This window comes from Shewanella sp. 5_MG-2023, from assembly GCF_030547465.1.
Classification (GTDB): domain Bacteria; phylum Pseudomonadota; class Gammaproteobacteria; order Enterobacterales; family Shewanellaceae; genus Shewanella.
Map to the genome: position 1 here is coordinate 203686 of NZ_JAUORC010000002.1, position 18869 is coordinate 222554.

Annotated in this window: 12 protein-coding genes and 1 other RNA gene; 7 read left to right on the forward strand and 6 right to left on the reverse strand. The window is 44.9% G+C overall.

From position 1 onward, the window contains the following. Positions 1 to 7 precede the first annotated feature (7 nt). Positions 8 to 1300, forward strand: a complete 1293-nt coding sequence (locus Q4557_RS01810; protein ID WP_303410355.1) for an O-acetylhomoserine aminocarboxypropyltransferase/cysteine synthase family protein — start codon at positions 8 to 10, stop codon at positions 1298 to 1300. 98 nt (positions 1301 to 1398) lie between these two features. On the opposite strand, the gene Q4557_RS01815 is transcribed toward Q4557_RS01810, so the two are convergent. From Q4557_RS01815 to zapA, 6 genes are all read right to left on the reverse strand, one after another. Continuing rightward, positions 1399 to 2241, reverse strand: a complete 843-nt coding sequence (locus Q4557_RS01815) for a 5-formyltetrahydrofolate cyclo-ligase (RefSeq protein ID WP_241904091.1) — start codon at positions 2239 to 2241, stop codon at positions 1399 to 1401. Positions 2242 to 2354: 113 nt separating this feature from the next. Continuing rightward, positions 2355 to 4247 carry a hypothetical protein gene (locus tag Q4557_RS01820; RefSeq protein WP_303410338.1) on the reverse strand — a complete coding sequence of 631 codons (1893 nt, stop codon included), beginning with the start codon at positions 4245 to 4247 and terminating at the stop codon, positions 2355 to 2357. A gap of 69 nt (positions 4248 to 4316) precedes the next feature. Further along, on the reverse strand, positions 4317 to 6782 hold the full coding sequence (locus Q4557_RS01825) for a hypothetical protein (protein ID WP_303410340.1): 2466 nt from the start codon (positions 6780 to 6782) through the stop codon (positions 4317 to 4319). 60 nt (positions 6783 to 6842) lie between these two features. Then, positions 6843 to 8297: a glycerophosphodiester phosphodiesterase family protein gene (locus Q4557_RS01830; protein ID WP_102438477.1), complete on the reverse strand. Its 1455-nt coding sequence runs from the start codon at positions 8295 to 8297 to the stop codon at positions 6843 to 6845. A gap of 740 nt (positions 8298 to 9037) precedes the next feature. After that, positions 9038 to 9220: non-coding RNA, 6S RNA (gene ssrS, locus Q4557_RS01835), on the reverse strand. A gap of 61 nt (positions 9221 to 9281) precedes the next feature. Continuing rightward, a complete protein-coding gene (gene zapA, locus Q4557_RS01840) occupies positions 9282 to 9590 on the reverse strand; it encodes a cell division protein ZapA (RefSeq protein ID WP_076539654.1) in 309 nt (102 codons plus the stop codon). A 569-nt stretch (positions 9591 to 10159) separates the two neighbouring features. On the opposite strand from zapA, the gene Q4557_RS01845 reads away from it, so the two are divergent. The 6 genes from Q4557_RS01845 to gcvP all read left to right on the forward strand — a co-directional run bounded on the left by Q4557_RS01845 (position 10160) and on the right by gcvP (position 18427). Beyond that, positions 10160 to 10735 (forward strand): UPF0149 family protein, encoded by a 576-nt coding sequence (locus Q4557_RS01845; RefSeq protein ID WP_102435706.1) that lies wholly within the window; start codon positions 10160 to 10162, stop codon positions 10733 to 10735. Positions 10736 to 10917: 182 nt separating this feature from the next. After that, complete coding sequence (gene ubiH, locus Q4557_RS01850; RefSeq protein ID WP_303410346.1) at positions 10918 to 12237, forward strand: 2-octaprenyl-6-methoxyphenyl hydroxylase; 1320 nt, start codon at positions 10918 to 10920, stop codon at positions 12235 to 12237. 58 nt (positions 12238 to 12295) lie between these two features. Then, positions 12296 to 13507, forward strand: a complete 1212-nt coding sequence (locus Q4557_RS01855) for an FAD-dependent oxidoreductase (protein WP_102435702.1) — start codon at positions 12296 to 12298, stop codon at positions 13505 to 13507. Between the two features lie 229 nt (positions 13508 to 13736). Further along, a complete protein-coding gene (gene gcvT, locus Q4557_RS01860) occupies positions 13737 to 14831 on the forward strand; it encodes a glycine cleavage system aminomethyltransferase GcvT (protein WP_303410347.1) in 1095 nt (364 codons plus the stop codon). Positions 14832 to 14958: 127 nt separating this feature from the next. Continuing rightward, positions 14959 to 15348, forward strand: coding sequence for a glycine cleavage system protein GcvH (gcvH, locus tag Q4557_RS01865; protein ID WP_076539644.1), 390 nt, complete (start codon positions 14959 to 14961; stop codon positions 15346 to 15348). Positions 15349 to 15523: 175 nt separating this feature from the next. Then, the gene (gene gcvP / locus Q4557_RS01870) at positions 15524 to 18427 is read left to right on the forward strand and encodes an aminomethyl-transferring glycine dehydrogenase (protein ID WP_303410348.1); all 2904 of its coding nucleotides are present in this window, start codon (positions 15524 to 15526) and stop codon (positions 18425 to 18427) included. The last annotated feature ends 442 nt before the right edge of the window (positions 18428 to 18869 follow it).

Sequence of the window (18869 nt, forward strand, 5' to 3'; positions counted from 1 at the left end):
AGAAAACATGAAACTGGAATCACTGGCATTACATTATGGCTACGAGTCGGAAGCGACCACCAAGGCCGCAGCAGTGCCGATTTACCAAACCACGTCTTACACCTTTGATGATACCCAGCATGGCGCAGATCTATTCGATTTAAAAGTGGCTGGTAACATCTATACCCGCATCATGAACCCAACCACTAACGTGCTTGAGCAGCGCTTAGCCGCCATCGAAGGCGGCATTGGTGCCTTAGCGGTGGCATCAGGTATGGCGGCCATCACCTATGCGATACAGGCGCTCACCCAAGTAGGCGACAATATTGTTAGCACTAGCCAGTTATATGGCGGTACTTATAACTTATTCGCCCATACATTGCCGCGCCAAGGGGTTGATGTACGCATGGCGGCCTATGATGACTTTGACGGCTTAGATGCGCTAATTGATGATAAAACCAAAGCGTTGTTTTGTGAGTCCATCGGCAATCCAGCGGGTAACGTGGTCGATTTACAACGCTTGGCCGACATTGCCCATAAGCATGGGGTGCCGTTAATTGTCGATAATACTGTGGCAACGCCAGTGTTATGCCGAGCTTTTGATCATGGCGCAGATATTGTGATCCACTCACTGACCAAATACATTGGCGGCCATGGCACCACTATTGGCGGGGTGATCATTGATTCAGGTAAATTTGATTGGGTCGCCAATAAAGACCGCTTTGCGATTTTAAATCAACCCGATCCGTCTTATCACGGCGTGGTGTACACCGAAGCCTTTGGCCCCGCTGCCTATATTGGCCGCTGCCGGGTCGTGCCCCTAAGAAACACCGGCGCAGCTTTATCACCCCAAAGTGCGTTCTTATTACTCCAAGGGCTTGAAACTTTAAGTCTGCGCATGGAACGCCATTGCAGTAATGCCCTAGCGTTAGCCGAGTATTTACAGCAACACCCTAATGTAAGCTGGGTAAACTACGCTGCGTTAGCTGATAGCCCATTTAACGCGACATGTAAAAAAATCACCGGCGGTAAAGCCTCAGGCATTATCAGTTTTGGTATAAAAGCAGCCGATGCACAGGCGGGTAAAGTGGCTGGTGGTAAATTTATTGATGCGCTGCAAATGGTGCTGCGATTAGTGAATATTGGCGATGCAAAGTCACTGGCTTGTCACCCTGCTAGTACCACACATCGTCAGTTAGACAGCGTAGAATTAGCTAAAGCTGGGGTATCAGAAGATTTAGTACGTATTTCGGTGGGCATTGAGCACATCGATGACATTATTGCCGATATCAGCCAAGCGTTAGATAAAGCGGTGAGTTAACGCCAGTGTTTTAATGAGTTCTCAGCCTAATATTAAGCCCATCATGATATTGTCGTGATGGGCTTTTTTTGCATGTTAATTGCTGACATATTAATGGTTTATATATAGGATATGCGCCTTGTAGGGGTGATAATTATTGGTAGCGGCACATCCCAATATTCTACTGGGAGTTGGCTCACTTGCTGGCAGTCGTGGGCAAAGCCCACTGCTAATGGTTTCCCATCAATCACTTGGCACAAAGTGCGATCGTAATAGCCACCGCCCATGCCCATGCGATTGCCCTTGTCATCAAACGCAACCAGTGGAGTGACAATCATATCCAGTTTGTTTACTGGGATAATATCTTGCACCGACAACGCAGGCTCAGCGATACCATATTGATTGAATACCATTTTTGATTCGGCATGGTAATGCAAAAACAACAAGTTACCTTTGCTAAATGGGTGAATGCGAGGTAAGTAGGTTTTTACCCCGATGTGCCAAAGGGCTTCTATTAATTTTTGTGTTGCCAGTTCTCCGTCATGGCTGATGTACAGAGCCACTGTTTGGGCATTTTTTTGCTGTATTTCTGCCAGCATATGGCGGCAGGCAATTAACGAAAGCTGGTGCTGTTCTGCTTGGGTATAACTTTTACGTTCTTGACGAATATGCCGGCGAATAAAGTCACGGTTCATGCCTTGGCTATCAAATAAGGCGTAACGTTCTTGATCGCTCAATTCAAAACCTTGGTCTTGATGGCTCAGGTTATCAATATCAAGATGTTGATTATCATCTGCCACAATACTCAGGGTTTGATGCGCACCAATATGGTGTTTATTGCTTTGCGTTATGGTATTTGCAGACTTATTGATAGAAGAGAAATAAGTAATATTGATAGTTGGAGTGCGAGCTGGTGAAGGTTCGACCGAAATGGCATTGGTCATTAAGCGGGTCATACTCATTATTGGCGGTACTCCATACTTGCCATGTCTATTAAGGTTAGAGTACTGCGTTCGAGGGTATTTTAAAAGGGCGACTGGCTAAAATATCCCCCAGCCAGTCGCTTTATGGATAGTTATTTGTCCAGCTTTAAAGATTTAAGCAATACGGCGCAGTCGTATTCAGATACTGCGGTTTTGGCCTTTATCCAGAATCGTCTGCGGGTGGTGATAATCCCTGTTGCAACCGCTAATACTGCTATCTCAATATAAATAAACGGCATATATTGAATAGCCGGATCCAGTGCAGCGCCTAAGTATCGCGAGTAATTCGAATAGTGCTCTGGTATAAATTGCACTCGAGAGCTTACGGTTTCTAAGCCGAATTGGAGCGCTGCGACGCCAGCTACAGCAGCCAAACCTGCCAGTATTTTGAAGTACCACTTTTTAGGCCCAAAAAAGCCCGCAAAAACCAAATATAAACTCAGCAGTAACCCGCCACCCACTAACATGTTGGTGGGGAGCAAAGGGTAATGGCTAAGGGTGAACAGGATAGCAACAAGGTTCAGTAAAAAGTACGATACTACATAGCCAGAAAGTACAGTTAACCCTAGCCGTTTGGGCTGACTAATTTGCTTCCAATACAGTTTAGGAATAGCGACATATAATCCCCAAAACCATGCAAGGACGATAGGGTAGTTTGACCAAGTGGGGAGTCCATAAAGGCCGAATCTCGCTAACAGTAGATCAATAAAAAATTGATAATGACTTAGCAGCCCCGAGCGATACTCAGCATCATAAATCATTTCAGGTGCTAGCATGGCAAAACACATAGCTACCATAGCTAAAATTAGTCCCCAATTGACAACGCCTTTGACCAACTGCCATGCAAAACCCTGATTGTTATCTTTTTTAAGTTGAGATACCAAGCTTTGGTAGTTGCTGATGACCGCCTCTTTGATATCTTTTGATACCCAGTTTTCAGTCAGTAAGGCAATTTTTGTTTTGGTTTCATGGGCTTCAATAATATTTTTAATGGCCGGAATCGCTAAGGCTTTCTTATCATCGTCTTTGTCTCCGGCGGCTAACTTTTTGGCATTTTTCCACACTGCTGGGTCATATACGCCACCGGCATTGTGAGTCACATTGTTGGTACCTGCAAAGCACAGGGTGGTATCGGTGTTATCTATGGTCGCGGTATATTGTAGGGTCGGTAGGTTGGCAGTAAAACCATAGATGAACGTACAGCCATTTAGGGCTTCAGTAACGTCAATTTCATTCACGTCACTGATGTTGTTAATAATATTAAAGCCCGCATTGGTAACGTAATCTGTTATCCACTGGTGATAATCGGGGCTGTTGATAAACCATTTAGTTGATCGTTTTGCATCGCCATCAATGGTGTAGCTGTAATATAAATATCCGCCGCCATCACAAGTTTTACAGGTGACTTGACCTGAGCCATTACAGGTGTAACAGGTTTTTGTCCCGCTGCCATAACATGATGAACACGACTCTGTGGTGTAAACGGTGCGGTTATTGTGATCTTGCCTAGTCACATGATGACGGCCGCTGCCGCTACAAGATGTACATGATGTTGAGCCATTGCCATTACACGATGAGCATGAACATTTGCCGCGGCCATTACAGATATGGCAAATATCTTCACCCACATAACTATCAGGTGCTGAACCTAGATTGGTATCTTTAATGATAAAGTTTTTGGCGACATCAGCGGTTAAGATTTTTTTAAAGGTCTCATTAAAAAATCCATTTTGACCACTGACATACTCTTTGGCTTTATTGTGGGCACAATCACACGCTTGCGATGAGCTTCCTGACTGTATGCCTGATGGACAATAGCCACCGTGTTCGTGTTTGGTTACCCCAATTTCAATTGTCCAACCAAAATGAAATTTAACATTGGTGGTTTTGGCGCTTTCATCACTTAATACCACAGGGACATTTACCCCCGTTAGCTCTTTACCGTTTGAGCGGATAAAATCTTGAAATTGTTCTAATTTACTCACGTAATATGTCCTGTTAATCAATGCGTGAAAGACTAAAAATTATGTTATCAGTTAACCTTAACTATGCTGTTAAAGCTTAATGTTGAAAGTGGTCTCATCATTTTTGAGGTAGACCCACTGCCGCACCGAGTTATGGCCTGGAGCGCTGACTTTAATGTCGTAACCACCGGCAGGCAGTTTCATTCCCGCTTGGTATTTGGGCTTTATATTCATCACTGCCACCTTGGCATTGTTAACATTGGTTTTAATGGTTAAAGGTAAAAGCGGCGCATGTGCTTGCGCTGACTGCGATGTTTTTTTTGTGACAGTTAATGGCGACATAATCGCTTGATCAAAGCGGTGAATTGGCTCACTGATGGCATCAAATCCCTGGGTGATAAACAGGCTTTGATCAATGGCTGTGCCAATTGGTTGCACCATAGGCTGAGTGACCAATAGCCACTTAAGCGCATAAGAAATGCTGGCAGAGTCATTTTTTTTCATTTGCTCAAAAAAGTAGTGCAGCGCTGAGCCATTAGCGGTGTAATGATTACCGCCTAGCGACAGTGGCACCACAAAAATAGCCACTAATATCCCCGCTGAAATAGCCGGTTTTACATAGGGCTTTGTTGGGCGGGCCTCGGCGTTTGAGGTGCGCTTTGCTTGTACTAACTCAAATGCTTTCATGGGTAGCTTTAACACGGTTAGCAACACCAACGCCAAGCTAATTGACATGGAAATAGGCGGAATAATCGTTGCTCTTAGGGCTGACTTACCGCTTGATTCAAATGCGCCGCCGTCAGCAAACTCAGCTTGCTGAGCTTCAAGTACATTAAGATACTCGGTGGTTTTGCGCTGAATATTAGGCTCAATGATGCGCTGCTTAAACTCACGATTATTCCAATCAGCAAGGGTTGGGTTCACATACAGCTCTGCCATTTTAGCTGCTATGCGGCGCTGAATATCGCCCTGTTGCTGAAACTGCTGCCAGCTTAAATTAGGCGGCATATCATTGCCTTGCTTCTTCATGGCTGCACGCCATTTGGCATCCGCTTGTTGGCGCACTTTTTTACTGACAGCATTATCAAAACTCACTCTGTCAGCCATAACCCAAGTGCTTGGTAACATTAGGCCTTTTTGTTTTAATCTGGCGTTGACTTTAGCACTGGTTATTTCATGGTGCCTGAACTCATGTATGCTTGATATCCCTAATGGATAACCGCCAGATTCTTTGACAAAATCTGGCTCCATTTTTACCATCAGCACGCTTTTGTAATGATTTACATCGTTAGTGAATATCATTCTATGATCTTTAAAACCGGCATCGCCGCCCATAGCAGCATCAACGGCTTGCATTGCGGTAAATAGGCCTAAGGTCATTACCCCGCTAATAATTGAATTACCGACATTTTCCGAGGTCGAAATCTCTTCTCGCTTTAGCCAATCATCAGGGGGAATATAGCCAATACCGTATTTGGCGATTTCTTGGTCATAACCGGTTTGTAAACGCTCGAAACAGCGATCGCGACTGCTGCCTTTTTTCATGTCGGCGCATTTATTACGACGCTCAAAATAGTCATACACCTTTGGGGCTATTTGTTGGGCACGGGACTCCACGCGGGCTTCGTAAGCATCAGTCCCTTTTTGGTATTTTTCCCAACCTTGTTTAACTTGGTTTTGGGTGTCTAGCCAATATTCATTGGAACGCTCTGGCGAGCTGGCCAGTGCTTGGTTGTAATCATTAGAACCTTGAGCGTACTCTTTATAGCTATCTTGTAGGCGCAGGCGAAAACTATCGTAGTCACTATAGTGCAGATCGAAATTCGACATGGCGCGGTCACGGACAAATTTTTCCATGATGGCCCGTTTTTGCTGCTCTAAATCATCGACCAGCTTATCATCGGCATACACAAGGCCACCAAATACAGACAGAAAGGTTTTTTCGGTGGCGTTATGTTCACTATCGGGATCGTAATGGATCCCTTCAAATTGAATAGACTTTTCAATAAGCGCGCTGCGTAGAACCTGTGATAAGTAAGCTTGTTGGCGCTCCTGTGGGCTTGATGTATCAATAATAAAATGATCCACTAACCACTTTTGACCAAAGAAAACTGTTGGCCACACTATCAGTGCAATCAGTGCAAAATACCCCAATGCCCGCGACACTTTGGCAACGCGGCGGCCCTTTAGTAATAAGTCTGCTAGCAGCAGCGTCACCCCTATACCACTGATGGTGCGACCAAATAACTCAATGGCGTGCAATTCATCTTCGCTGGCATTACGGCCACCGGCGACATCGGTTAAGGCGGCATTAAAAACGGCTTCAGGAAATAAATACACCACTGAGCAAATGAACATCAGTAGCATCCACCAAAAGGGTTTGCCCATTTGGGTTATTTGCGCTTCACGTTGCTGCTGATGCTTGGCTTTAGCCTGCGCTGAATGCTGCTTTGATTTAACCTTATTTAACGCTTGCTCAGCCGCTTGCATTTTTTGTTGTGTCGGGGCGCTATTGAGTAGATCGGTAGCAAAGGGGCTATGATTGTTATTGGTCATTGTTATTAATCATTGTTGTTATCGGTCTAGTTCTAGTTCTAGTTCTAGTTCTCGTTTCAGTTATTTAGCATTGCTGCTTGGCAAGGTTAAGATGATGCTGTCACCTGTATGGGTATCAATTTTTTCATCGGTGATAGTGGGAAAACCATGCTCCAATAACGGCGTAGGCGTGCTGGCTGGCACCACTTTAGCTTTCGCGCTATAGATGGATTTAAGGCCGGAGGTTAATGATAAATAGTAACCTTCATGCTGGTAGCCGAGCATTTCTTTAAAGCGATCAAAGTCAGCATCTACTGGCAGTGAGACAATGTATTGACCTAAATCTGTCACTGCTTGATAGCGCTGCGCTGGCACGGCGGCATTAAACAACTGCTGACAGATCTTGTAAGGCGTGGCATCGACAATGACACCATCAGGCAGATTATTTTTACTCAGTTTGAGCAACTGTGACTGATGATAATCCGTGCCATTAAGTGAATAGCTATACACTTTCATTCCTAGTCGCTGAGCGCGTTGTTTTACCCCAGAGTTTTGCATGTAGCTGCGAATATCAAGGTGGATCCCTGAGTTGTAACCCAGTTTTGCTCTTAGCTTTTTGAGTGCATCAGTGCTGGTGTGATCTTGATAACGGGAGCGATATCGTTTGGTACCATAATTGCTAGCGCGCTCAATATTAGTGTGATTTTCTAGATAGTAAGCATCGTTACTTGCGCCTTTGCGTAAGTCGCTGCGCAAGATATCAATGCTGGTAGGGTGACCACCTTGGACAAAGCCCAAGTAAACAATAGGGTTTATGCCTCGCAATTTCACTAAGGTATCTTGCTCAGACGATGAGAAGTAATAGCCTTCGTGGCCGACGTACTTTCTGAGCATATTATCTAGCTCAAGCAATTTTTGGCCATTGGCTTTTGACTTTATTTCTACATTTAATTTTTGATTTGGCAGTCGCTGGGCGGCGAATATTTTAAAGGACTCTTTAGCGGTGATCGGCCGCTCATTGAGTAGATTGTTATTATGCTTGTCCCGCAGTTTTAGCCGTTTAAACTCTTTAAGGTTCATGCGCTCCAGTTTGAAACGCTCACCGGTGTAATGCACAGTGGCGCGGCCAGTTTGGCTGTCATGGTGATTTACCCAAGTGCCATCGCCCAGCAACATGACATCAATTTCAACACTGTTGAAGTTATCGTTAAGTGCGGCAGAAATTGCATTGTAACTGCTTTCAGGCTGGCGAAAATCACCACGATGGGCTGAAATATCAATTTGGCATTGCGCTTTTGATAGCATCTTAATATTGCCGTTACTGGCAAGATATAAATTACGATCGCCTAAGGCCAATTGAGTATCGACAATATCTTTGCCGTGAGTTGCAGCATCATAGGGCAAGTGGCTCAGTTTTTTAGGGGTGACATGCACAGTTTTCACTGGCTCTGGAGTCGATTTACAAGCTGAAAGAATGAAAAATGAGCTAAAAAGAATAGAATAAAGTAGTAGGGTACTTAACTGGCGGCTTGGCATAACTCATTATATAAATTGGCTAATTTTGCTATTTTATACCGTAATCTAAAGGTTAAGACAATAATAACCATAACTTTAACAAGTGTGTCAGCCCCAAAGAAGTTTTTGATTCACTTTACTGAGGCTTTAGTTGGTTTTGATACATTTTTTGTAGGACCGTTAGGGCCTGTTTGGCGAATGATTGACAACCCATTATAAGTTTTAGCCATAAAAAACACCGTGAAGATGTTGTTTAACAATGAGTGACTTTGCCAAAATATCGAGCTTGTGATTGAGAAGGGCTTGGATGGTTAAGGTCTTGGACGATTAAGGGCTTGGATGGTTAAGGGCTTGGACGATTAAGGGCTTGGATGGTTAAGGGCTTGGACGATTAAGGTCTTGGATGGCTAAGGTCTTGGATGGTTAAGGTCTTGGATGGTTAAGGTCTTGGATGGTTAAGGGCTTGGACGATTAAGGGCTTGGATGGTTAAGGGCTTGGACGATTAAGGGCTTGGATGGCTAAGGTCTTGGATGGTTAAGGGCTTGGACGATTAAGGTCTTGGATGGTTAAGGGCTTGGATGGTTAAGGGCTTGGATGGTTAAGGGCTTGGACGATTAAGGGCTTGGATGGTTAAGGGCTTGGACGATTAAGGGCTTGGATGGTTAATTGCTTGGATGATTAAGGGCTTGGCGGGTGAGTAGCTAAGCGCTAATTTTGGCCATAAAAAAACCACCATTGAGGTGGTTTGTTTTAAATTAAATTGCTCCCCAGAATACCGACCGTCGGTGCAGCCCTTGAACCGTAGGTTCAAGGCGGGAAAATGTTCATATCCTAAGGTTTCTCGATACGAGCCGAGCATACGCAATGTCAATGAAAGCATTCACCCTGGGTTTGTAAATATCGGCACAGGGACATAACCTACAAGCGAATATCCCAGGGAGCAAAACAGGGTTGAACCAGGTACCGTTAGCCATTACTAGCGGCAGTACATAATTCTAAAATTGTTAACCTTTCTTGGTGGTTCGTTCAAGCAACGAGTTTTCTAACGTTGATTGTAATAACGAGATACGCTCATCCATTTGCGCCATATACTGCTGATTTTTTTGCTGCTCTTCATACAACTCATGACCAATATTTAACGCGGCCATAATGGCTAATTCTTCGCGACTCAAATTGTTGGTACGTGTTTTTAATGTAGAAAGCTGCTGCTCGACACCCTTGGCAATCGCACGCAAAGCATCCTCTTGTCCCTTAGGACAATTAATCGAGTAGGTGCGCCCTAACAGGGAGATATCAATAGCACTATTACTCATGCTTCGCTGAAGATCCTTATTTGTCGAAAAATAAAAATTGTAGCAGGTTAACGACTTACCTCGCGATAACGCCTTAGCATTACGCTTTTACCACAGTTGATAACGGTATTAGTCTATTTGCGGACTATATAGCGCTACTATTAAAAGTGCAAGGTAACTCGCCGCCTTTACGATTATTTGCTTGTTGTCTGAGCATAATTAATCTTAAAGCATAATTATGGCTAAACTCTCTACACGTTCCCTACACGTCAGGCAGGATAACTCGTTAAGCGCCTAGCTCAAGGCTAATACAAGCCGTCATTGCAATAGGCGTTACAATCGTCATTTCTATTTTTACAAATTAATGGCATCGAACAGTTTACCGTTTAAGAATACTCGCTTTGGTGCAAAACGCTTAGTTGATTGCGTTATAGACAAGACAGTTAATATCAGCTTTAGCTTTATAGCGGCGGGGTTAGTGAAGCTTTGGTCAATTTGCTATTATACTTAGCAAATCGCAATGAACAATTTGGTGGCAGTTATTAACTCTGCTAGCATTGCATCTGATCGAATATAACTGGAACAATATCATGGCAACCCCTCCTTCTTTATGTATTGAAAAACTAAAACAAGCGTTAGATTCAGCTGAAATTGGTCAGCATCCTGTTGAGGTGCATGGCGCATTAGTTGGTTTAATTTGTGGTGGGGTAGATCAAGCAAAATTAGCTTGGCAAAAGCCATTACTTGAATTGATGAATGACGGTCAAGCAGTCAGCACTGAACTGCAACAACTTATTAACGAATTATTCCAAGACACAGCAACTCGCTTAAGCGATGCTGAATTTGGTTTTACGCCGTTATTACCAGAAGAAGAAGAGCTACTCAGCTTGCGCTTAGAGTGCTTAGCCCTATGGGTACAAAGCTACTTAACCGCTATTGCGCTTATTCAGCCAAAGCTTAACGGCGCATCAACTGATGTGCGCGAAATTATCCAAGATTTAGGCGCTATTGCTCAAGTGGAATTTGATGTCAGCGATGATGATGAATCAGAAGCTGCATTTATCGAGTTGCACGAGTTTGTCAGAATGGCGGCTATTTTATGTTACTCAGAGTTTGGCCCTGAAATGCCATTAGATGAAGAATCCCCATTAGCGCCGCTGCACTAATTAGAATGTAGCTTTCGCCTTGGGCCGTGTTGGCTCGGGGTGAAAAGTCCTCTGGCATCACAGATACTTGAGCTCAGCCAGAACACGAACCAGAGCTGAACTAGCTACATGGCCAATAGCAATACCATCATAACAATATTCAATTCATATCATAATTAACAAAAACAATAAGAACAGGCTTTATGACTGAGTTAAACGCGAAGACAGATAGCAAACAGGCAAGTGCCCAATTACCACAGCCACCACAACAGGTGGATATCACTATTGTTGGCGGCGCTATGGCTGGTGCCAGTTTAGCGCTGGGTTTAGCAAAATTATCAGAAAAATTATCCGCTAAACATGCAGGTCTTTTAAACCGTCCTTTATCTATCGCCTTAATTGAAGCGCAAAAAACTGATGATAATCACCCAGGGTTTGACTCGCGTTCAATCGCCATTGCCCATGGCTCAGTATTTGAGTTAACTCAGTTAGGGATCTGGCCAAGTATCGCCAGCCTTGGCAGCGATATTGAAAATATTCATATCTCAGATCGCGGTCACTTTGGCATGACCGAGCTTAACGCTGAGCAATTTGGCCTGCCATCAATGGGGCAAGTGGTTGAGCTAGCGAAAGTCGGTAAAGTCTTGTTTGATCAACTTCAACAAGCGGATATTAAATTGCACTGCCCAGCAAGCCTAACTCAGCTTGAAACCGATATGGATGGTCACACGATAACCCTTGATAACGGCCAGCAAATTCGCAGCAAGTTGTTAGTGGCTGCAGATGGTGCTCACTCCAAAGTGCGCCAAGCGTTAAAACAAGATGTGACTCAAGTTGAATTTGAACAAGTGGCGCTGGTGGCCAATGTCCAAACTGATAAACCTCACAATAGTTGGGCCTATGAGCGTTTCACTGACACTGGCCCATTAGCCTTATTACCCATGGCGCCAATAAATGGTAAAACTCGGCTGTCATTAGTGTGGGCGCTAGATGCTGAGCAAGCCCAGCAGTTTAAACACTGTGACAAAGCCGACTTTTTAGCCGCGTTGCAACAGGCTTTTGGCAATCGCGCCGGGCGCTTTACTGATGTCGGCTTACGGGTCAGTTATCCATTAACCTTATCTTACATGCCAAGACCGATTTATCATCGCACTGTGTTTATTGGCAATGCGGCGCAAACTTTACATCCCATTGCAGGTCAAGGCTTTAACCTAGGTCTACGTGATGTGGTTGGATTAATCGATGCTGTTAAAACAAGCATTGAAACCAGCACTAAAACAAGTATTGAAGCAGGCATTGAAAGTTTAGATCTTGGCCACAACTCGCTTATTCATCATTATTTTGCATCAAGACAGCAAGATAGAATGGCCACCATCAACAATGTTGAGTTTTTAGTGCGTGGCTTCTCAAATCAGTATTGGCCGCTAGTGGCTGGGCGCAGTTTAGGGTTAAGATTATTGTCATGGTGTCCGCCGCTTAAAGCGCCGATTGCCCATAAAGCCATGGGCTGGAAAAGCGTCTAAAGATTGCAAGTGCAGTAATAAAGCATCTCAGTAAACCGATTGAAGATTAAGGATTAACATGTTTCAAACTCAGACCTATGATGTAGCCATAGTTGGCGGTGGTATGGTTGGCTTGGCAACGGCAATCGGTTTAGCCGAGGCAAACTTAAACGTGGTGGTGATTGATGCGGGCCAAACAGAGGCTGTGTCAGGTGAGCCACGCCTTCGAGTGAGTGCCATTAACAAAGCCAGTGAGCGACTACTTACCAACTTAGGTGCTTGGCAGTACATTGATAGCGCCCGCGCTACCCCATATTCAAAAATGGCGGTGTGGGACAAAGACGGTTTAGGTAAAATTGCCTTTGATGCCGCCAGCATTAGCGAGCCATCCCTTGGGGCGATTATCGAAAACCAAGCCATCAGCTTTGCCTTAGCAAAACGCGCCGCTGAACTCTCGAACATCACCCACCTAGAAGGTCAGCGACTAGAACGCATCGCCTTTGGTGAGCGTGAATCATGGCTTACCCTAGATAACGGTGACAACTTAAGCGCCGCCCTAGTGATTGCCGCTGACGGCGCCAATTCTTGGGTGCGTAGCCAATGCCAAATCCCATTAACCTTTTGGGATTATGGTCATCACGCCATTGTCGCCACTATTCGCACCAGTGAGCCCCACGATGCTACCGCCCGCCAAGTGTTTTTAGCCGATGGCCCATTAGCTTTATTGCCATTGTATGAAGACAATTTATGCTCAATCGTGTGGTCAGTATCGCCCCAGCAAGCAGAAGAATTATTAGCGCTATCAAGTGATGAGTTCTCAAAAGCCTTAACCGCAGCATCAGATGGTCGTTTAGGCATTTGTGAACTGGTCAGCTCGCGCCAATCGCACCCATTACGGATGCGTTATGCCCGTCATTTTGCCCGTCATCGTTTGATTTTAGCCGGTGACGCCGCCCATACAATCCATCCGTTAGCAGGTCAGGGGGTTAACTTAGGCTTTTTAGATGCGGCCAGTATTATCGAAACCGTTAGCGAGTTACATGAAGCGGGTAAAGATCTCGGTGATTACGCCAACCTTCGCGCCCTTGAGCGCTGGCGAAAAGCTGATGCCATTGAAATGATTAGCGCAATGGAAGGGTTTAAAAGACTATTTTCCGGTAGCAATCCAGTTAAAAAAGCCTTTAGAGATCTGGGTTTAAACCTAGTTGATAATGTCGCAGGACTAAAAACAGTGTTCATCAAACAGGCTATAGGCAATAAAGTGAAACTTCCTAAGCTTTGTCGAGATTAAATTTTTTAGCTAATTCGGCCTAAAAATCCTTATATATCAGGGGATGGGCCGAGTTGGCGTAAATAAAGATATTAAAACGCCTATAGTCGCATTAGCTAAACTAATGACAAAGTCTCAGATTAGAAAATTTCCTACTATACAAAATTAACCCTGTGGGTATAATTTTGGCGCATTTATAAAATACCTTCATTAGTTTTACCCTCAGAAGGTTCATAAAAAAGAGATAATAATGGCTAATAAAACTGTACTCTTTAACAAGCACTTAGAATCAAATGGCAAGATGGTAGACTTCCACGGTTGGGACATGCCACTTAACTACGGTTCACAAATCGAAGAACATAACGCTGTGCGTCAAAACGCAGGTATGTTCGATGTATCACACATGACAGTGGTTGATGTGACGGGTACCGATGCTTGTGCATTTCTACGCAAATTATTAGCAAATGATATTGCTAAGCTTAAAGTTGCTGGCAAGGCGCTATACAGCGGCATGTTAGATGACAATGCTGGCGTAATTGACGACCTTATCACTTATTATCTTACCGATACCCATTACCGCGTTGTGGTTAACTCAGCAACTCGGGTAAAAGATTTAGCATGGATGGAAAAACAATCTGCAGGCTTTGAGGTGACGATTACTGAGCGCCCTGAACTTGCGATGATTGCCGTTCAAGGCCCTAACGCTAAAGCCAAAGCCGCCACTGTATTCAGCGCTGAGCAAAACGCCGCCGTTGAAGGCATGAAGCCATTCTTTGGCGTGCAAGCAGGTTCACTGTTTATTGCTACCACGGGTTACACCGGTGAAGTTGGCTACGAAATTATCGTACCTGAAGCAGAGGCTGAAAACTTATGGCAAGCACTACTCGAAGCAGGCGTACAGCCTTGTGGACTAGGCGCACGTGACACCCTGCGTTTAGAAGCAGGCATGAACCTTTATGGTTTAGATATGGATGAAACCGTTAACCCATTAGCCGCTAACATGGGCTGGACTATCGCATGGGAACCAAGCGAGCGCGACTTTATTGGCCGCGAAGCATTAACGGCTATTAAAGCCGCTGGACCTGACAAATTAGTTGGCCTAGTCATGGAACAAAAAGGCGTACTGCGTCACGGCATGCCAGTATTCTTTACTGATGCAGACGGCCTAGAGCACCAAGGCTCAATTACTAGCGGCACATTCTCGCCAACCTTAGGCTACTCAATTGCCATGGCAAGAGTACCCCAAGGCATTAGCGATACCGCTGAAGTGGAAATGCGTAAAAAGCGCGTAGCTGTTAAAGTAATAGCGCCAAGCTTTGTCAGAAATGGTAAACAGGCATTCTAACCAAAGTGTTATAAATGCTTGTATTGAAGTCACTGAATAATAAAAGTGTTGCTAATGAGGTTGTTAGCCAGCACTTAAATAACACTAACGATTACGCTTTAAATTTATAGATATAGGAATTACGACAATGAGCAACATTCCAGCTGAACTTAAATATGCATCATCTCATGAGTGGATCCGCAAAGAAGAAGACGGCACTTACACTGTCGGTATCACTGAGCATGCACAAGAGCTATTAGGTGACATGGTATTCGTTGAATTACCAGAAGTTGGCGACACAGTGACAGCCGGTGAAGATTGCGCCGTAGCTGAATCAGTAAAAGCTGCATCAGACATCTATGCACCGATTTCAGGTGAAGTAATTGCCGTAAACGAAGCATTAGAAGACTCACCAGAGCTAGTAAACAGCGAAGCATTTGGCGAAGGTTGGTTCTTCCGCGTTCAGCCTTCAGACGAAGCTGAAGTGGCTAACTTGTTAGACGCTGACGGTTACCAAGAAGTGATTGACGAAGAATAATCGTCGACGCTACTAGAAGCTCCCTTGGGAGCTTCTTTTGTTTTACCTTTAAATATTTAAAGGCATTAGCGATCCTTACGTCCCGCGTATAAGTATTGCATTACAACATTTTTTTCCTAGACCAGCTATTGATGCCCTACCGCAAAATACTGGCAGATTTGGAACACGATTTCTCATGACAAAGCAGACCCTAACTCAATTAGAGCAACACGAATTGTTTTTAAGCCGTCATATCGGCCCAAGCCAAACTCAACAGCAAGAAATGTTGAATTTTGTTGGCGCAGAATCGCTCGAAGACTTAACCGCACAAACAGTGCCTGGTTCAATTCGTTTACCGCAAGAATTGACCATTGGTGATTCATGTGGCGAAGCAGAAGGCACCGCTTACATCCGCGGCATAGCTGACAAAAACAAAGTCTTTAAAAGCTATATCGGTATGGGCTATTACGGTACAGAAGTACCCAATGTCATTTTACGAAACGTGTTTGAAAATCCGGGTTGGTATACAGCGTACACCCCGTACCAGCCAGAAATCGCCCAAGGCCGTTTAGAAGCCATTCTTAACTTCCAACAAGTGTCTATGGACTTAACTGGACTTGATCTCGCCTCAGCATCATTACTTGATGAAGCAACCGCCGCCGCTGAAGCAATGGCCATGGCCAAGCGCGTATCAAAAGCCAAAAAAGCCAACATCTTTTTCGTGGCAGACGACGTATTCCCACAAACATTAGACGTAGTGCAAACTCGCGCAGAATGCTTTGGTTTTGAAGTTATCGTTGGCCCAGCAAGCGAAGCCGCAAACTACGAGCTATTCGGCGCATTATTCCAGTACACTAACCGTTTTGGTGAAATCACCGACAACACTGAACTGTTCGCTAAGCTTGCTGAAAAGAAAGCGATTGTGACTGTTGCTGCTGACATCATGTCACTGGTACTGCTTAAGTCACCGGGTTCAATGGGCGCAGATATCGTATTTGGTAGCGCTCAGCGTTTTGGCGTACCAATGGGCTACGGCGGACCACATGCGGCATTCTTCGTTGCACGTGATGCACACAAACGTTCAATGCCAGGTCGTATTATTGGCGTATCAAAAGATACCCGCGGTAATAAAGCCCTGCGTATGGCGATGCAAACTCGTGAGCAACATATCCGCCGCGAAAAAGCCAACTCAAACATTTGTACTGCGCAAATCTTATTAGCCAATATGGCGTCGTTTTACGCGGTATTCCACGGCGCCGTTGGCCTTAAAAATATCGCCAGCCGTATTAACCGTTTAACAGACATCTTAGCCGTCGGCCTAAAAGCCAAAGGCGTTGAGTTAGTTAACAGCACTTGGTTTGACACCCTTTCATTATCAGGCCTTGATGTTGATGCGGTTAACGCACGTGCATTATCTGCTGAAATGAACCTACGTATCGACCACGACGGTATCGTCGGCATCAGCCTTGACGAAACCACCACCCGTGACGATATCGCTCAGTTATTTGATGTCATCTTAGGTGCTGACCACGGTCTAGATGTAGCAACACTCGATGCTGAAATCATTGGCGGCGCTGCTTTTGGCGAAGGCGAGGGATCAATTCCTGCTCATCTCATCCGTCACGACAAGATATTGTCTCACCCAACATTTAGTAGCTACCAAAGCGAAACTGAAATGATGCGTTACATCAAGCGTCTTGAGAATAAAGATTTAGCCTTAAATCACTCAATGATTTCGCTGGGTTCTTGCACCATGAAGTTAAACGCCGCCGTTGAAATGCTACCAGTAAGCTGGCCTGAATTTGCCAACATGCACCCATTCTGCCCGCTTGAACAAGCCCAAGGTTACACTCAGTTAATTAACGAATTGTCAGATTTTCTCGTTAACATTACGGGCTACGACGAAGTGTGTATTCAGCCAAACTCTGGCGCGCAGGGCGAGTACGCTGGCCTGTTAGCGATTAAGAAATATCACGAGTCACGCAGCGAAGGGCACAGAGACATCTGTTTAATCCCCCAATCTGCCCACGGTACTAACCCCGCTTCTGCCCAGCTTGCTGGCATGAAAGTAGTCGTTACAGCCTGTGATAAAGACGGTAACGTTGATTTAGAAGACTTAAAAGCGAAAGCGGCAGAGCTTGCTGATAACTTATCGTGCATTATGATCACCTACCCATCGACCCACGGTGTGTATGAAGAATCAATCAGCGAAATCTGTGAAATCGTTCATCAACATGGCGGTCAAGTTTACCTTGATGGCGCTAACATGAACGCACAAGTAGGTCTTACATCACCAGGCTTTATCGGCGCTGATGTATCACACCTTAACCTACACAAAACCTTTGCTATTCCACATGGCGGCGGCGGACCAGGAATGGGCCCAATCGGCATTAAAAAGCATTTAGCGCCGTTTGTTGCAGGCCATAAAGTTGTCAAACCAGGCCGCGAAAGCGACCATAATGGCGCAGTATCAGCCGCGCCATACGGCAGTGCTAGCATCCTACCTATTAGCTGGATGTACATTAAGCTGTTAGGCACAAAAGGGGTTAAGCAATCAACCCAAATGGCGCTACTTAACGCTAACTATGTGATGAAGAAGCTGTCGGCCCATTACCCAGTATTATTTACTGGCCGTAATGACCGCGTAGCCCACGAGTGCATTATCGATTTACGTCCACTTAAAGAAGCATCTGGCGTCACTGAGATGGACATTGCTAAGCGTCTAAATGACTACGGCTTCCACGCCCCAACCATGAGCTTCCCTGTAGCAGGTACGTTAATGATTGAGCCAACAGAGTCAGAGTCAAAAGTAGAGCTAGACCGCTTTATCGAAGCGATGATCGCTATTCGTGGCGAGATTGCCAAAGTCGAAGCAGGCCAGTGGCCAAGCGATAACAACCCACTGCACAATGCACCACATACCATGGCTGACATTATGGATCCTGAGTTTGACTCACGTCCATACAGCCGCGAAGTGGCCGTATTCCCATCAGCAGCGGTTAAAGCGAATAAGTTCTGGCCAACGGTTAACCGTATTGATGATGTTTATGGGGATCGTAATCTAATGTGTTCTTGCGTGCCTTTATCTGATTACGAGTAAAGATAATGGCTACTTGGCCTCGATAATACGGCTTCAGTTTAAGCTTTTCGCTGCTCATTGACACCAGTCAACTCCGCGGCGAAAAGCAGCGGCTTTTTTGTCTTACTTTCGGCAGTAACCCTATTTGATATGGGCGGGTTTGATGTAGGAGTGAGTGCTCATTGGCACCAGTCAACTCCGCGCGAAAGCTTTCAATTCGCCTTGCATTAGTATCGCCAGAGACGCCATTATCGAGGTAGCAGGCTTCATTTAAGTTTGGTTACTGGTAAAGAGAAAAAGCGAACCGATTGGTTCGCTTTTTTTTGGTAGAGTTCAAGTTTACTCTGAGCTGAATTTGAGCCGTATTCGCTTCAAGCTTTCTTATCGAGGGTGTAACAGATTCTGTGTAACTGCAATTTAGTTAATATGCTTCACAATTCTGTCTTCGAACTCAATAATAAAT

Coding starts and splice junctions, on each gene's coding strand:
- Q4557_RS01810 (WP_303410355.1), top strand. CDS start 8: ATGAAACTGGAATCACTGGCATTACATTATGGCTACGAGTCGGAAGCG.
- Q4557_RS01815 (WP_241904091.1), bottom strand. CDS start 2,241: ATGAGTATGACCCGCTTAATGACCAATGCCATTTCGGTCGAACCTTCA.
- Q4557_RS01825 (WP_303410340.1), bottom strand. CDS start 6,782: ATGACCAATAACAATCATAGCCCCTTTGCTACCGATCTACTCAATAGC.
- Q4557_RS01830 (WP_102438477.1), bottom strand. CDS start 8,297: ATGCCAAGCCGCCAGTTAAGTACCCTACTACTTTATTCTATTCTTTTT.
- zapA (WP_076539654.1), bottom strand. CDS start 9,590: ATGAGTAATAGTGCTATTGATATCTCCCTGTTAGGGCGCACCTACTCG.
- Q4557_RS01845 (WP_102435706.1), top strand. CDS start 10,160: ATGGCAACCCCTCCTTCTTTATGTATTGAAAAACTAAAACAAGCGTTA.
- ubiH (WP_303410346.1), top strand. CDS start 10,918: ATGACTGAGTTAAACGCGAAGACAGATAGCAAACAGGCAAGTGCCCAA.
- Q4557_RS01855 (WP_102435702.1), top strand. CDS start 12,296: ATGTTTCAAACTCAGACCTATGATGTAGCCATAGTTGGCGGTGGTATG.
- gcvT (WP_303410347.1), top strand. CDS start 13,737: ATGGCTAATAAAACTGTACTCTTTAACAAGCACTTAGAATCAAATGGC.
- gcvH (WP_076539644.1), top strand. CDS start 14,959: ATGAGCAACATTCCAGCTGAACTTAAATATGCATCATCTCATGAGTGG.
- gcvP (WP_303410348.1), top strand. CDS start 15,524: ATGACAAAGCAGACCCTAACTCAATTAGAGCAACACGAATTGTTTTTA.